This is a genomic window from Clostridium sp. YIM B02569, from assembly GCF_022320765.1.
In the GTDB taxonomy this organism is placed as follows: domain Bacteria; phylum Bacillota; class Clostridia; order Clostridiales; family Clostridiaceae; genus Clostridium; species Clostridium beijerinckii.
Genome location: NZ_JAKJJX010000014.1, coordinates 126,034 through 142,057 on the forward strand (window position 1 = coordinate 126,034; position 16,024 = coordinate 142,057).

12 protein-coding genes and 1 pseudogene are annotated in these 16,024 nt (G+C 29.3%); 12 read left to right on the forward strand and 1 reads right to left on the reverse strand.

The window, feature by feature from the left end:
* Positions 1-251: 251 nt before the first annotated feature.
* The 7 genes and pseudogenes from L3B96_RS14200 to L3B96_RS14230 all read left to right on the forward strand — a co-directional run bounded on the left by L3B96_RS14200 (position 252) and on the right by L3B96_RS14230 (position 7,633).
* Positions 252-560, forward strand: coding sequence for a GNAT family N-acetyltransferase (locus tag L3B96_RS14200; protein WP_274603569.1), 309 nt, complete (start codon positions 252-254; stop codon positions 558-560).
* A gap of 20 nt (positions 561-580) precedes the next feature.
* On the forward strand, positions 581-1,498 hold the full coding sequence (locus L3B96_RS14205) for a DUF523 domain-containing protein (protein WP_238861502.1): 918 nt from the start codon (positions 581-583) through the stop codon (positions 1,496-1,498).
* 151 nt (positions 1,499-1,649) lie between these two features.
* Complete coding sequence (locus L3B96_RS14210; protein WP_012058703.1) at positions 1,650-2,192, forward strand: NADH peroxidase; 543 nt, start codon at positions 1,650-1,652, stop codon at positions 2,190-2,192.
* Positions 2,193-2,611: 419 nt separating this feature from the next.
* Complete coding sequence (locus tag L3B96_RS27465; RefSeq protein ID WP_343073096.1) at positions 2,612-5,065, forward strand: EAL domain-containing protein; 2,454 nt, start codon at positions 2,612-2,614, stop codon at positions 5,063-5,065.
* A gap of 141 nt (positions 5,066-5,206) precedes the next feature.
* On the forward strand, positions 5,207-5,968 hold the full coding sequence (locus L3B96_RS14220) for an EFR1 family ferrodoxin (protein ID WP_238861504.1): 762 nt from the start codon (positions 5,207-5,209) through the stop codon (positions 5,966-5,968).
* Between the two features lie 2 nt (positions 5,969-5,970).
* Positions 5,971-6,308 (forward strand): annotated as a pseudogene (locus L3B96_RS14225) (class I SAM-dependent methyltransferase); the annotation flags it as partial.
* Positions 6,309-6,565: 257 nt separating this feature from the next.
* Entirely contained in the window at positions 6,566-7,633 is a 1,068-nt protein-coding gene (locus tag L3B96_RS14230) for a galactose ABC transporter substrate-binding protein (RefSeq protein ID WP_238861505.1), read from the forward strand.
* A gap of 131 nt (positions 7,634-7,764) precedes the next feature.
* On the opposite strand, the gene larA is transcribed toward L3B96_RS14230, so the two are convergent.
* Positions 7,765-9,039 (reverse strand): nickel-dependent lactate racemase, encoded by a 1,275-nt coding sequence (gene larA, locus L3B96_RS14235; protein WP_012058707.1) that lies wholly within the window; start codon positions 9,037-9,039, stop codon positions 7,765-7,767.
* 296 nt (positions 9,040-9,335) lie between these two features.
* Here larA and L3B96_RS14240 point away from each other — a divergent pair, with 296 nt between their 5' ends.
* The 5 genes from L3B96_RS14240 to L3B96_RS14260 all read left to right on the forward strand — a co-directional run bounded on the left by L3B96_RS14240 (position 9,336) and on the right by L3B96_RS14260 (position 15,960).
* Positions 9,336-9,944 carry a copper homeostasis protein CutC gene (locus L3B96_RS14240; RefSeq protein ID WP_012058708.1) on the forward strand — a complete coding sequence of 203 codons (609 nt, stop codon included), beginning with the start codon at positions 9,336-9,338 and terminating at the stop codon, positions 9,942-9,944.
* A 296-nt stretch (positions 9,945-10,240) separates the two neighbouring features.
* Positions 10,241-13,228 carry a sigma 54-interacting transcriptional regulator gene (locus L3B96_RS14245; RefSeq protein ID WP_238861507.1) on the forward strand — a complete coding sequence of 996 codons (2,988 nt, stop codon included), beginning with the start codon at positions 10,241-10,243 and terminating at the stop codon, positions 13,226-13,228.
* 423 nt (positions 13,229-13,651) lie between these two features.
* On the forward strand, positions 13,652-14,128 hold the full coding sequence (locus L3B96_RS14250; protein WP_012058710.1) for a PTS sugar transporter subunit IIA: 477 nt from the start codon (positions 13,652-13,654) through the stop codon (positions 14,126-14,128).
* Positions 14,129-14,179: 51 nt separating this feature from the next.
* Entirely contained in the window at positions 14,180-14,464 is a 285-nt protein-coding gene (locus tag L3B96_RS14255) for a PTS sugar transporter subunit IIB (protein WP_077841045.1), read from the forward strand.
* A gap of 221 nt (positions 14,465-14,685) precedes the next feature.
* On the forward strand, positions 14,686-15,960 hold the full coding sequence (locus L3B96_RS14260) for a PTS galactitol transporter subunit IIC (protein ID WP_012058712.1): 1,275 nt from the start codon (positions 14,686-14,688) through the stop codon (positions 15,958-15,960).
* Positions 15,961-16,024 lie beyond the last annotated feature (64 nt).

A 16,024-nucleotide genomic window follows, 5' to 3' on the forward strand; every position in this document is an offset into this window, starting at 1 on the left:
AAAAATACATGATATATTCAATTTTGTATACTTTGCTTTTAGATAAATATATTGGCATTATTTATAAATAGAATATTAGGAATGAGGGTTTATCAAAGATAGACCCTTATTTTTTTCTTTTGAGAAGTAAAATGTGAATTAAATTAAAAAAAGTCTAAAAATTCGACAATAAAATGTTATTTGACTATGATATAATAATGTTGTGGATATATAAGGTATTACTAAAGGGTTTTTGTAAAATGAATAAAATTATGGAAAGGGTGGTGTTGCGTATTATGATTGATATTAAAAAGGGATTAAACAAATTCTATATTGGAGAAACGGAAGAAAATACTTTAGCAGAAGTAATATTAAGTGATACTAGTAAGGATGTAATAAAAATTGATCATACTTTTGTGGGTGAAAAGTTGAAGGGCAAAGGAGCAGGCAAACTTTTAATAAGGAAAGTTGTAGATTTTGCGATAGAAGAAAATAAGAAGATAATACCAGTATGTGTTTTTGCAAAAAAGGAATTTGATAAAAATAAAGAGTATGAGAGTGTTTTGTATAAAAACGATTAATGGGTTTAAAGAGGTGTTATATGGAGAAAGTACTGAAGAAAAAATTAAAAGTAGGTATAAGTGAATGTTGTTTTGGCGCAAAAGTAAGATACAATGGTAAAGGATTCGATTATGTCAAAAATTTCGGTAGAGAAAATGAGCAATTTGTATTTTATCCTATGTGTCCTGAATGTCTTGCTGGGTTAGGGGTGCCTAGAATACCTATAAGCATAAAAGGTGGTAGTGGACAAGATGTTTTAGAAGGAAAAGCCAAGGTTAAAAATAAAACTGGTGAAGAGCTTACTGAAAAGCTTATAAAAGCATGTAACTTTTGTTTAGAATTATTAAAGAGTGAGGATATATATATCTATATGTACAAAGAGGGAAGTCCAAGTTGCGGAGTATATAGGACTACTCTTAAGGACAAAAGACTTGGAAACCCACCTGGAGTATTAGGAGCGATGTTACTTAAAGAAGGATTCTTTTTAGTATGTGCAGATGATTTAGAAAGCCCAATAAAAAGGTGGGATATAAGAAGAAGATTAAACGCTTTTGTTTGGGCAAGAGAAGTAGAAATAGAGAATAAAAATCAACTCTATAATGTATGGCATACTATCAAATTTTTATGTCAAGAGCTAGATGAGAAGGCGGCCAGAAGTTTAGGAAACAAGTTATCAAATTTAAACGATACTCAAAAGGAAGATATTGAAGAATGCAGAAAAATAATGCTTAATATTATCAGAAGGCCATCAAATTTAAGTAGAATAAAAGCATGGTTATGGAAAAATTATAGTTACTACAGAAAATATAAAGGTATAGAACTTGATATAGTTAAGGAGCCAACAGATCTAAGATCAAATACAATTTTGGCTGAAGAACTAATTAAGTTAGAAAACAAACTATATAATGAAGGATATTCTTTGGGATCGAGTCCAATTCTTTATAGAGGAAAAAGATAGAAATATGCATATTGTGTATAAAAATGTAGAAATAAAGGTTATGAAAGTGCGAAAGAATAGAAGGAAAAAAGGATATAGATGTTGAAATATATATAATAAGGTAATTAGCCTAATAAATATTTATTGAAATGATAGCGAGGAGAGAGAATTTATGAAAAAATTTGTTTGTACAGTGTGTGGTTATATTCATGAAGGAGAAGCAGCACCAGAAAAATGTCCAGTATGTGGTGTAGGATCAGAAAAGTTCATAGAACAAAGTGGTGACTTAGCTTTTGCTGATGAACATGTAATTGGAGTTGCTAAAGGCGTTGAGAAAGAAGTGATCGATGGATTACAGGCGAACTTTATTGGAGAATGCACAGAAGTTGGAATGTACTTAGCTATGTCAAGACAAGCTGATAGAGAAGGGTATCCAGAAGTTGCAGAAGCATATAAGAGAATCGCATTTGAAGAAGCAGAACATGCTGCTAAATTTGCTGAATTACTTGGAGAAGTAGTAGTGGCAGATACAAAAGCTAATTTACAAGCTAGAGTCGATGCAGAACATGGTGCATGTCAAGGTAAGAAGGATTTAGCAACACTTGCTAAGAAATTAAACTTAGATGCAATACATGATACAGTTCATGAAATGTGTAAGGATGAAGCTAGACATGGAAAAGCTTTCAAAGGACTTTTAGATAGATATTTTGCATAAAGAAAATATCCAAAGTTGTTAACAAAAAATATTCATAAAGGTGGATTAGGTAGAAATACTTAATCCGCCTTTATTTATTCTTTCGTCAAAATCGTGTATGTACAGAAACAATACATTAATATATGTTAAACTAATTTTAAGCTCAGAATAGTATAAAATGTAGTTCATATTATTAAAAAAACTGTAGATTATTAAGTTGTCTAAATTATTTAAAATTAATCAATCAAAAGCTTATATTAAAAAAATATGATATAATTATTTTATATCTTTAGTTGTTATTATTTTACAGTTAAATATAGTATATATCACGATAAAACATGCCTAAAGATATATAGTATGAAGTCATTAAGGTAAAAATAAATGTTTTAAAGAGTTAAAATCTAGTATAGATTATTAGTTATGTAAATCGGAGCTTTTTTGTGTCTCATACTGGAGGTGATATTATTAAGACTGCGTTATTTATATTATTATTTTCATGTTGTATTTTTTATTTATTTTTAGGAATATACGGTTATAGAATGGATAAAAAATCAAAAACAAATCAGATATTTATATATATATGTATTTGCTTTGGACTTTGGTCAGGCGGATATGCAATGATGTTAACATCTGATAATATCAATACAGCATTTTTTTGGAGAAATTCTTCGGTTCTAGGGTATTGCTTTTTTAATGGACTTTGGCTATACTTTGCATATTTACTGAATAATGAGGATGATTTTGAGTATATTTCAATAATAAAATTTTTAGCATATGTTCCAACTACACTATTATTTATTGGAAACATTATAGTAGAACCTTATTCAGCAATGACTAAGGAATATTATGGCTGGATTGATGTGGCTCCAGAGTTGTTTCCACAAATTCTATATATAATATGGGCGATAGTAATAGATTTTGCAGGTGTTATAGTATTGTATTTAAGAGGAAAATATTCTAAGAAGAATAGAGTAAAAAAGCAAAACAAAATTATTTTAATAACTTGTACAGTAAGTATCATTATAGGAATAATTACAGATTTTATTTTGCCTTTACTAGGAGTAACTATTTTTCCATCAGCAGTATTAACGGGAACCATAGCTTTAGGTGGTATTTATTATGCAATAAACAAGCATAGATTGATGTTGACGACTCCAAAGTATATATCAGAATATATTTTTAACACTGTAAATGAGCCGATTTTTATTTTAAATGAGAACTTCATTATTCAAAATTGTAATGATGCATCATTAAGTGTAACTAATTATAAAATTGAAGAAGTAGAAGGAAAAATATTTAGTGAATTACTGGATAATGTTGATTTTGACTTAAGTAGTATAACGAAAAATTCTTGTGCAAAAAATATAGAAGTTAACTTGGAAACGAAATATGGAAATAACATTACATGTGAATTGTCAGGTACAATTATATATGATGAATATAGCGATATATTAGGAATATTAATATTACTACATGATATTTCGGAAAGAAAAAAAATATTAGAAATGGAAAAGAACTGTACTTTAAAATTAGAAGAAGCTAATATGATGCTTAAAAATCAAATTCAAGATAAAATAAGAGCTGAGGAGAAACTTCGTCATTTTGTCTATTATGATCCTCTTACAGAACTTCCTAATAGAAAAATGATGCTAGAAAACCTTAATATGCTTTTAGAAATTAAAAATAATAGTTTCGCAATACTTTTCATAGATTTAGATGGATTTAAAAGTATAAATGATAATTATGGACATCAAGTTGGTGACAAAGTTCTCAAAAATGTTGCGGACACATTAAAAGGTATAATAAGTAATGTTGATATAATAAGCAGAATTGGTGGAGATGAATTTGTAATTATAACAACTGATATAAAATCCACTACTTATGTTAAGGAAATTGCTGAAAGAATTCAAAAAGCATTGAAAATTCCTTTTATTTATAATGAGGAAGATTTATGTGTTGGAGCCAGTATTGGCATAAGTATATTTCCTGAACATGGTAAAGATGCAGATACATTGATTAGAAAAGCAGATGTAGCCATGTATGAAGTTAAGAAAAAAGGTGGGTATGATTATGCCTTGTATTCATCGAAAATAAATGATGAATTTCTTAATAAAATGAATATCAAAGAGAAATTAAATAAAGCCATGGAAAATAATGAATTTATAATTTACTATCAACCAATTATAAGTTTAAGATCAATGAAAGTGCTATATTCAGAAGCTCTAATTAGATGGAAACAAGGTGATAAAATTATTTCTCCTATAGAGTTTATTCCAATTGCAAAAAGTGTGGGTGAAATAATATCAATTGATAATTGGGTATTAGAAAATGCCTGTAAGCAATGTGAAATATGGCATGAGCTCGGAGGAAGTGAATTTAGTATTTCAGTTAATGTTTCTTATTCGCAATTAAAGCAATCTGAGTTCATACCAATGGTTGAAAATATATTAAATCATTATTCGTTTCCGGCAAGATGTTTAAATATGGAGATTACTGAAGATGAGGCTATGGAGGATTCTGGTACAATCATAGGAATACTAGAAAAGTTAAGAAAAATAGGAGTTAGAGTATCTTTAGATGACTTTGGTACAGGCTACTCATCCCTTAGCTATGTCAATAGATTACCTATTGATATGATAAAAATTGACAAGTCACTTGTATGGAACTTGGAAAAGGATTATAAAAGTGTAATGATTGTTAGATCAATAATAACTTTAGGACATAGTCTGAATCTTAAGATTATTGCAGAAGGAATTGAAACTCAAGAACAATTTAGGATTCTAAATGAACTTAACTGTGATTATATTCAAGGTTACTTAATAGGAAAACCAATGGAAGCATTGGAGTTTGAGCATAGATTTATTAAAAAGGAAACTGAAACTATGAAATCATAAAAATTAGAAGTATTTTACTAAAAGATAATATAGATATAAGAGCTATCCGCATGCTAAAAATGGATAGCTTCTTAATTTGTATAAGATGTATATTTGAGTTGTAAAATTCAAGTTGTAGAATATTTATTAAGGAGATTTTAAATGGAGACAACTATTTATTATTTTACTGGTACAGGAAATTCACTGAAGATAGCTAAAGATTTATGTGAAAATATCACCAATTGTCGATTGATACGCATATGCAAACGTAATATGAATATAAATGAAGTGACTTCTGAAAGAATAGGATTTGTTTTTCCTGTTTACTATAGAGGGCTTCCTAAAATGGTTGCAAATTTTATAAAAAACTTAGATGTTAATTTAGGCAAATACTTTTTTGCGGTAGCTAATTTTGGGAGTTATGCTGCATTAACCTTTGAGCAAATTGATATCCTGTTAAGAAATAAAGGAAAATCACTTTCTGCAAATTTTAGTGTTGAGATGCCTGGAAATATGTGGTTTATGTATTATCCTCATCCTAAAGAAGATTTCATTAATCGAATGAATAATCAATCAAGGATAACAATTAATATTGCAAGAATGATTAATAATAATTATGAAAATAATATTCCTGTCATAAAAAACAGATATAAAGAAGAAAAGATGTATGAAGATTTTAACCCAAATAACATTGATGAAAATTTCTGGGTTAGCGAGAAATGTATAGGCTGCGGAATTTGTTCTAATGTATGTCCAGCTGAAAATATAGAAATTATAGAAGCAAAACCTTCATGGGAACACCGATGTGAGCAATGTCTGGCGTGCATCCACTTATGTCCGCAGACAGCAATTGAGTTTAAGAAAGATTCAATAAATAAAGAAAGATATAAAAATATATTTGTTAAAACCAAGGATCTCTTTTAAAATCTAGTTTATGGATATATAAGTATATTTTTCCGGATGGATATGTTCTATCTGTTTCAGAATTGATCTGCTCAATTTCAGATAAACATTTCAATGTAAGTGATGTAGAAAATCTTAGATTGCATTATGAAAAAAACTAGAACATTGGGCAAGTAATTTTGAAAATGCTTTGCCTGAAATAAGAAAGACTAAGGATGAAACATTTATAAGAATGTGGAGATTATATTTAAATGCCTGTGCAGCATCTTTTAATAGTGGAAATGTTCATATACACCAATTTCTATTTGGTAAAGGAGTAAATAATAATTTACATTGGACTAGAGAGTATATGTATAAATAATATTATCTAAAAGTTTTGGCCATATTTTATTAATGAATTCTTTTGTTAGCATCATTCATTATAGGATATGGCTATATATATGTTGAAATTCACAATGCACATTTCACAAGTCACAATTACGGCTAAAATTTTTGCAATATTTTTAGAATCCTTTTATTTCTAAATGATTAATTTTGAATAAATTTTATATTTATATGCAACCTAATCAAGAGTAGATATATAATTTTGAGTATTTATATCTAATGGGAGGCATTATAATGAAAATATTAAATAAAAGAATTGCGATAATATTGCTAACTTTAACTATTTTTTTATTGATATCTATAACTCAAGTTAAAACAATAGCAAGTTTGGATCTTAACACTAGTAGAGTGTCTAATATAGCAGTAATATTTTTCGTAACTGATGATCCATTTACTATGAAAGTTATTGAAAGCTTAAAAAATATAGAAAATGAGAATCAAAATAGAGTGAAATTTACTTTTTTAAATCCGAAGAACAATATAGCAATACAAGATGAAATATTAGATGCTGCTTTACAAACAAAATATGATTTATTTATATTATATTTACCAGACAGAAGAGAAAATGTTGTAGAAGGTGCCATTAACAAGATTAAGCAAAAGAATAAGCCTTTAATACTAATGAATATTATACCTGAAGTAGCATCAAGAGCTTCTAAATTATATGAGAAAGTTGTTTTTGTAACTCCTGATTCGAAAAAAGCTGGCATTGCTCAAGGTAAAATCATTGCTGATTTTTGGAATAAAAATAAAAGCAGTTTAGATGCAAATGGTGATAATATATTACAGTATGTTTTGTTGCAAGGTCCATCTGATGACCCACAGCCCATTGATAGAAGTAAATATGCGATATCAACACTTAATGATTCTGGAATAAAGACACAAGAACTTGCTAGAGTAAATGCTAATTGGTCTAAGGATCTAGCTAAAAGTTCCATTGATAATTTGTTCCTTAAATATAATGGGAGAATTGAAGCAATAATTTCAAACAATGATGCTATGGCAATAGGCGCTATTGAGGCATTGCAAAAATATGGTTATAACAAGGATAATAAGTCAAAAAATATAGCCGTTGTTGGAATTGATGGCTTACAAGAAGCAAAAGATTTAATTGATAAAGGAATCATGACTGGAACTGTTATTCAAGATCCAAGGATTGAAGCTGAAGTTTTATATAAAGTTGGAATGAATTTAATTAAAAATTTAAGCCCAACAGAAAATACAGATTACAAAGTTGTTGAAGGAGAAATCATAATACCATTTCCATATGATACATATATACGTAACATTAGTGAATCATAAGTAGTAAAACTTCTTTTTATGATATTTATATCTGAGATTGTTAGCGAAAATGCTTTGAAGTAATATTTAAAAAGCTGGTACTTTTGTTTAAAAAATACCAGCTTTTTAATATTGTTATAAGCTATTGATTATTATTTGACAACCACACCTACACCATTTGGAATAACTACAACATCAGCATCTTTACCTTTTATGTCATATGCAATGTTTAATGCTTCGTCAAAAGTATAAGCATGTTTCATATGCATGCTCTTAATCATATTCGGATCGCACATATCTGTAACAACGATTACAGTGTAATTACATAGAATTCGTGTTAAAATTTGAATCTCCCATTGATCAGGAATTGTTTCATTTCTAGGAACTTTTAATATTTGTTCAAGAAGTTCTTCAGGAGATTTTGAATTTGCTATAGTTTCATAAAAAGATTGACCACCATGTCCATCGTTACAAGCGGCTATCATAATAATTACTCCGTCTTTCTTGCATGTAGCTTCTGCAGCTGTCATACCCTTTACAGCTTGGTATATATTTTGATCTAGTGGATATCCACCATTGCTTGAAATTGCAATGTCAGCTTGTATACTTTTTACACTGGAAAGCTCCATAACAAATTTGCAACCTTCTTCGTGAGCAAGTTTACTATCACCAGCAAAAGCATTTATAATATTCTTATCTTCATCTATAACTACATTTAGTATAAATGCAAGATTTGCTTTTTCAGCAGCATAGAGCATATCTTTGTGTATAGGATTATCTTTTATAATTCCAGTCCTTGCATGATTGCTGTTAATAAATTCAGAACAGTGATTTGCCATTATGGTTTTTGCTGAAGCTATTCCAGGTAATATGCTTTTTCTTCCACCAGAAAATCCAGCAAAAAAATGTGGTTCTATAAAACCTTCTGCTATTAGGAGCTCGGTTTCCATCGCTAATTTATTTAGGAATAACTCACCACCAGAAGGTAGTGTTCCCACATTTATTAAACTATTTTCATCTGTTGAAATATGGTTTATAATCTCCTCGTTATCAACGATGGTTTGTCCGAATTTATTTATCATTTCTTCTCTAGTTGTTGCTCTGTGAAAGCCTGTGGCTATAAGAATTTTTATGTTTATATTGGGATTAACGTTTCTTATTCTTTGTAATAAAATTGGCATGGTAATTTTACTAGGAACAGGTCGTGTATGATCACTAGTTATAATAACCATATTATTTTTACCAATTACTAATTCCTCTAAAGATTTACTACCTATGCAATTATCAAGAGCTTTATTCACTATATCATTTTGTGAAATATCAGCTTTATAGGTATTTGCCTTGGAAACTAAAATGCCCTTTAGATTTTTATCATCAATGTTTATTTTTAAAGATTTTGTTGAGTATGGAATCTCGATCGAAGCCATAAAATAACCTCCCTAAATAAAAATAATTGTATTTACACTCAAATTATAACATACATTTCTATAATTGGTAAGGCCAATTTAAATGTTTTCATAAGTTAGATAAAAATTCATTATAAATATTTTTTTAGGAATTTATATATGTATTTATTTAAGTGACCGAGAAATGTTAAGATATATACAAGTTCTACGTATAGACTAGTAGAATAAAAAATTAATTTATTAGTTAATTATGGTTATACATAGGGATTAATTTATAAGTTTATAAAAAACTCGAGTAAGAAAATAGGAGGCAAGTTATGAAAATATTTGAAGCATGTGTGGGGAATTATAATGAGGCAATTTTAGCTGCCGAAAGAGGAGCTAATAGACTAGAACTTTGTGATAATTTGATGGAGGGGGGAACAACTCCAAGTTACGGAACAATAAGAAAAATTGTTGAGGATATAGATATACCAGTTATGGTTATTATAAGGCCACGCGGTGGAAATTTCACTTACACAAAAGAAGAACTAGAAATAATGAAATACGATGTGAAGATGTGCAAAGAACTTGGAGTTCACGGGGTGGTAATTGGTTCTGTAAAAGATTCTAAGGTAGATAAAGAAATAATAGAGGAGTTAGTTAATTTGGCAAAGCCTATGACAATAACTTTTCATATGGCATTTGACGAAGTTGAGGATAAAAAGATAGCCGTAGATGAAATAATTAAATTAGGAATAGATAGAATACTTACTAAGGGCGGATGTGAAAATGCTATGGCTGGAAAAGAGTGTTTAAAAGATTTAGTTAAATATGCAGACGGTAGAATTTCAATAATGCCAGGAAAAGGCGTTAATAAGGAAAATAGAGATTTTCTCTTGGAATATACAGGTGCAGTTGAAATACATGGTACTAGAGTAGTTTAGTATTATAAATAACTATACAAAAAGCAGAGCTTTTTTAACAATACTGCATTTAAGTCGGAATATTTTTGTAAATTTAATGTATTATGGCAAAATAAGTAAACCTAAATATATGGAAAAAGTAGTAAAATGATTTATAATATAATTGTTACTAACGATTATTCATAGAGTTTTAAATAATATATATGTTGCAATGCACAATTCACAATTATGGCTAAAATTCTTGAAATATTTTTAGAATTATGATGAAGAATTATTTTTGTAACATATATAATTACACTAATACTGGGGGGAGAATTTTGCTGGAAAATAAAATACTCGATTTAATTGAAAATGAGGATAAAAGAAAGCCATTAACCGACAGTGATATTGCTAAATTAGTAAATACGACTAGAGAATATATAACTCAATTTAGAACAGAAAAAAATATAAATAATTCTCGCCAAAGAAAAGAAGCAATTCTATATAGTGATATAAAAGAAATAATTATTGAAGATAAAGATATTTCAGATAGGCAGTTATGCAAAAGACTATCTATTCTTGGATATGATATTTCTAGATATTCAGTATCGCAGATTAAAAAAAGTATAATTTCAGAAGTTTTTCCGCAGAATGCTGCTGAAAAATCAAATTTAAATAAAGATCAACCGAAAAATTTTATAACAGTTAAATCAGTAGTTGATAAAGATGGGACTGAAATTAATAATAGCTCCAATATAGATAATTCAAATAAGGGCGATAAAAGTAACACTAATTATTTAAGAAATATTATAGGATATCACGGCTCGTTAAAAAATGCAATTAGTCAAGCAGAAGCAGCAGTGTTATATCCACCTCATGGGCTCCATACTCTTTTACTTGGAGCTTCTGGTGTTGGAAAAAGTTTTTTTGCAGAGGCTATGTATAATTTTGCTATTAGTTCTTCGCATTTTGATAAGAATGCACCATTTGTACTTTTTAACTGTGCTGATTATGTAGATAATCCACAATTACTTCTTTCTCAATTGTTTGGTTACAGTAAAGGTGCTTTTACTGGCGCCATCACGGATAAAGTTGGATTAGTGGAGAAAGCAAACAATGGGATACTATTCTTAGATGAAGTCCATAGATTACCAAGCGAAGGTCAGGAAATATTGTTTTATCTGTTGGATAAGGGAAAGTACAGAAGGCTTGGCGAAACTGAAAATAGTAGGACAGCAAATGTAATGATAATTGCAGCAACAACAGAAGATCCAAAATCATCCTTGCTACTAACATTCAGAAGAAGAATTCCAATGATAATTGAACTTCCGTCTATTAACAACAGGCCCGTTAATGAAAAATATGTTTTGATTAAAAGTTTTTTTTCACAAGAATCAGCTAGAGTTGGAAAGGAAATTACCATACGATATGAAGTCATTAGATCGTTACTATTATACAATTGTCCAGGGAACATAGGACAGCTGCGAAGTGATATACAAGTTGCATGTGCAAGAGGTTTTTGTAATTCCTTAAGTAATAATTCAAATGAAGTTGCTATTGATATAAAAGATTTGCCTAAGCATGTTCCTCTAGAAATATTAAGTGTTAAGGATAGAGAACTAGTGTCAGAAGATATTTTTAATGAAGATTTGGTTGTTAATCCTAATGATGTTGTGACACAGAAATCCAAAGATGATAGATATATGTTACCTGATGGAATATATAGTAATATAGAGGAAAAGTATTATAAACTTGAAAAGCAGGGGTTAAGTAAAGATGAAATTAATAAAATATTGTGGAGCAAAGTGGAATTCAATTTAAGTAAGTTTGCAAAAAATATAGAATCAAATATGTTTTTTCCAAAGGAAGAACTAAAAAATATAATAGATGAAAAAATATTAAATGTGGTTGAAAAAGTAACTGATATTGCAAAACAATATATAGAAAATATCCAGGAAAATTTTTATTATTGTGTAGCAATGCATTTGAATTCAACTTATGAACGACTAAAACAGGGAAGAATAGTAAGGAATCCTGAATCAGATTATATAAAGAAGGAATATTACAATGAATACAGAATTGCAAAAATATTAACTAAAGAAATAAATAATAGCTTAGATATTGAACTTCCAGAAGACGAAATAGGCTTTATTGCCATGTACCTAAAAACGTTTTCTGAGGTGGATAAAAATGTAAGTAGAGTGGCTGTTATTGTATTAAGCCATGGACATGTTGCTTGTGGTATGGTCGATGTAGCAAATAAACTATTAGGTACAAATCTTGCAGTTGGAATTGAAATGTCACTAGATGAAAATCCTCAAACTTTACTTGAAAGAGCTATAGAAGTGGTTAAAAGAGTTAATGAAGGTAAAGGATGCTTGATATTGGTTGATATGGGATCACTGGTTACATTTGGGGAAATAATAACAAAAGAAACAGGAATTCCAACTCGAGTTATTGGTAGGGTAGATACTGTAATGGTATTAGAAGCAGTTAGAAGATCATTAATGGAGAATAGTAACTTATACGAAATTTCTAAAGCTCTTGATGGAGACAAGGCTTACGTTGGGAAAGTTAAAGGGGCGAATAAATATACTAAAACTATAATTACAATATGTATAACAGGTGAAGGGACCGCGTTAAAAATAAAAAAGTATCTTGAAGATGTAGTACTAGGAAATACAAATAAGAACTTAAGAATTATATCAGTTGGAATTATAAATAAAGATAATGCTCAAAATGAAATAATTAAAATTAGTAGAGATCATGATATAGCTGCAATAGTCGGAACTATAGATCCTGAATTAGAAAGTATTCCATTTATATCTTTTCAGGATATTTTAAAAGAATCAGGTAAATTAAGATTAAAAGAATTCCTTGGAATAAATAAGAAACAGTTTAATCCTTTAATAAATGTAATTGATGAGGAATTAATAAAAGTTAATAATGATAGCTTTACCAAAAGTGATTTAATAGATGAGATGTGTAGTCTTCTTATATCAAAAGGAAGAGTTAGTGAGAATTTTACAATGAGTGTGTATAAGCGAGAAATGCTTGGAGGAACCTTGTTTGAAGGAACATTTGGAATACCTCATGGCCTATCAGAATTCGTTGAAAAATCATCTATAGCTATTTTTAAACTTAATAATCCTATTTTATGGGATTATAATTGTATGGTAGACGTTGTGATTATGTTGGCACTTAAAGAAAATGATGGAAAAGTGGTTAGACAATTATTTGATACCTTATCAAAGACAGAAGTAGCTAATAAATTAAGAAAATCAAATTCTCCAAAAGAGATTTCAGACATATTATTAAAAATCTAATAACTATTTTAAGTTACAAGGTAAAAAGTAAAAATTTTATCTTGTAACTTTATATTTTTAAATATATATTACCTTTTCAGCATAGTTTTGGCACGGCGATTGCTTTAGAAATATTGTGAAGATGTAATCAAATATAAAAAAGTATAAAGAAACAACATCAAGTGAAGAAGAAGTATGATTACTAGAAATATTAAAGAAATTTTATACAAAAAAGGAGGTAGTTTAATGACTTGAAGCATTTAGAAACTATTGAGAAGAAATTTAGCGTTAAATAACCTTGAAGCTAAATTTAAAGTTGGGTTTAAAAATATATATTATTACCTTTTCAACATAGTTTTGGCATGATAATTGCTTTGTAAATATTATGAAGATGTAATCATGGATGAAAACGTATAAAATACTTACAAAAAAGGAGGAAGTTAAATGACTAGAAGTATTAAAGAATTTTTAAGAAGAGATTTAGTAGTAAATAATCTTGAAGCTAGATCAGCAGAGGATGTATTTAAGAAGATGTCTCCAATATTATTAGAAGCAGGATTTGTAGAAGATTCCTTTTTTAATGGGTTAGTAAATAGAGAAAGTAAATTTCCTACAGGTTTATTACTTGGAAAATACAATGTTGCAATACCCCATACAGATGCCATACATGTTAAGAAACCAGCAATAGCCATTGCAACACTAAAAAATCCAGTGAAATTTAATAGCATGGATGGAAATGGAAGTGTAGATGTTAATATAGTATTTACTATGGCTTTAAATGAACCTCATAGTCAGATAGTAATGTTACAGCAATTAATGTTTTTAATCCAGAATGAAAGCATTCTCGAAAATATGCTTCAAGCAAAAAATAGCGACGAGGTGTATGATATCGTTTCAAGCTTTAATTGTAATTGCGAATAATTAATGAGCAATTATTTAAATTATATGATTTTATTTTAAGGAGGCAAAAAAATGGACAAACAAAAATTAATATTAGTAGCTTGTGGTACAGGAATTGCAACTTCAACAGTTGTATGTAAAAAGGTGGAAGACTTGATTAAAACTAATGGGATTAATGCGAGAATTATACAATGCAAGATTTCAGAGGTGGTAGGTTATGAAGATCAAGCAGATCTTTTAGTAACAACTACAATTTCATCACGAAATTATAAATTCCCTGTAATTAATGCTATGAACTATCTAACTAACATTAATCCAGGAAAAGTTGACCAAGGAATTATAGATGCTTTGAAATAAAAAAAGATAGGCCACTTTAAAGGTGGACCTATATAAAAAATTTAATTGGACTACTAATTATTATAGCACATAAAATTATGTATTTGAAGCTTAGGACAACACATCTTAATTAATAGTATTTTTTGTTCAAAAACTAAATCATATATACAAATTTATGATATGAACACTTAATTGAGAATTTATAAAAGTAAATAAAATTTGATAATATAGGGGGAAAGAAAATGTTATTAAATGTAGTGCAATACATTTTGAACTTAGGACCAACTGTTATGCTGCCATTAACAATTACTATCATTGGTATTATATTTGGACAAGGATTTAAAAAAGCATTTAGATCAGGTATTACAATTGGTATCGGCTTTGTTGGTATAAATTTGGTTGTTGGATTGCTTACAACAAATCTTGGTGGCGCAGCACAACAAATGGTTACTAGATATGGATTACAGCTAAGCATAATAGATGTAGGCTGGCCAGCAGCAGCTGCAATAAGCTGGGCATCTCCTATAGCAGCAATAATGATTCCAATAGCTATGCTAGTAAATTTAGTAATGTTAGCTACAAAGACAACAAATGTAGTTGATATTGATATATGGAATTATTGGCACTTTACTGCAGCTGGTGCAAGTGTATACGTATTAACTAATGGTAACTGGTTACTTGCTATTTTGGCTGGTATTTTATACGAGGTTGCTGTTATTAAAATTGCAGATAAGACAGCTCCAATGGTTCAAGAATTCTTTGGACTTGAGGGAGTATCATTGCCAACCGGTTCAACTGCAGCTTGTGGTCTTATAGGAATTCCTATTGTTAGTGTAGTAAAAAGAATTCCAGGCATAAAAAATTTAAAAGCAGACCCAGAAACTATTCAAAAAAGATTCGGCGTTTTTGGAGAACCTATGATGATGGGACTTATTCTTGGTATTGTACTTGGAATTCTTGCTGGCTATGGTGTAGATAAAATCTTGCAAATAGGTATTTCAATGGCTGGTGTCATGTTCTTAATGCCTAGAATGGTTAGAATACTTATGGAAGGTTTAATTCCTGTTTCAGAATCAGTTAGAGAATTCTTACAAAAGAAAAATTTTGGGAAAGATAGAAATCTTACAATTGGTTTGGATGCAGCAGTAGCTGTTGGACATCCAGCAGTTATTGCAACAGCACTTGTATTAGTTCCTATTACATTATTCTTAGCAGTAATATTACCTGGAAATCAAGTTCTACCTTTTGGAGATTTAGCTACAATATGTTTTTATGTTGCCTTTATAGTTGGTGCAGCAAAAGGTAATATAGTTCACTCAGTTATATCAGGTACAATTGTTATGGCATTAGGATTACTAATGGCAACAAATATTTCGGGATTCCATACTCAAATGGCTCAAATGGCTCAATTTACAATGCCGGCAGGAACATCAACTATTTCAAGTTTAGATATGGGAGGAAATTTCTTAAACTGGATAGTAATTAAGATATTCCAATTATTCACAGGAAGTCTATAAAGTGAAACTTAGCTTCAGAGGGAGTTTTAACCTTCACTGAAGGTTAGTTGAAGTTATCTAGGGT

Bases quoted from the DNA above. Each gene is read 5' to 3' on its own strand.
- L3B96_RS14200 (WP_274603569.1), top strand. From the start codon at position 252: ATGGAAAGGGTGGTGTTGCGTATTATGATTGATATTAAAAAGGGATTA.
- L3B96_RS14205 (WP_238861502.1), top strand. From the start codon at position 581: ATGGAGAAAGTACTGAAGAAAAAATTAAAAGTAGGTATAAGTGAATGT.
- L3B96_RS14210 (WP_012058703.1), top strand. From the start codon at position 1,650: ATGAAAAAATTTGTTTGTACAGTGTGTGGTTATATTCATGAAGGAGAA.
- L3B96_RS14220 (WP_238861504.1), top strand. From the start codon at position 5,207: ATGGAGACAACTATTTATTATTTTACTGGTACAGGAAATTCACTGAAG.
- L3B96_RS14230 (WP_238861505.1), top strand. From the start codon at position 6,566: ATGAAAATATTAAATAAAAGAATTGCGATAATATTGCTAACTTTAACT.
- larA (WP_012058707.1), bottom strand. From the start codon at position 9,039: ATGGCTTCGATCGAGATTCCATACTCAACAAAATCTTTAAAAATAAAC.
- L3B96_RS14240 (WP_012058708.1), top strand. From the start codon at position 9,336: ATGAAAATATTTGAAGCATGTGTGGGGAATTATAATGAGGCAATTTTA.
- L3B96_RS14250 (WP_012058710.1), top strand. From the start codon at position 13,652: ATGACTAGAAGTATTAAAGAATTTTTAAGAAGAGATTTAGTAGTAAAT.
- L3B96_RS14255 (WP_077841045.1), top strand. From the start codon at position 14,180: ATGGACAAACAAAAATTAATATTAGTAGCTTGTGGTACAGGAATTGCA.
- L3B96_RS14260 (WP_012058712.1), top strand. From the start codon at position 14,686: ATGTTATTAAATGTAGTGCAATACATTTTGAACTTAGGACCAACTGTT.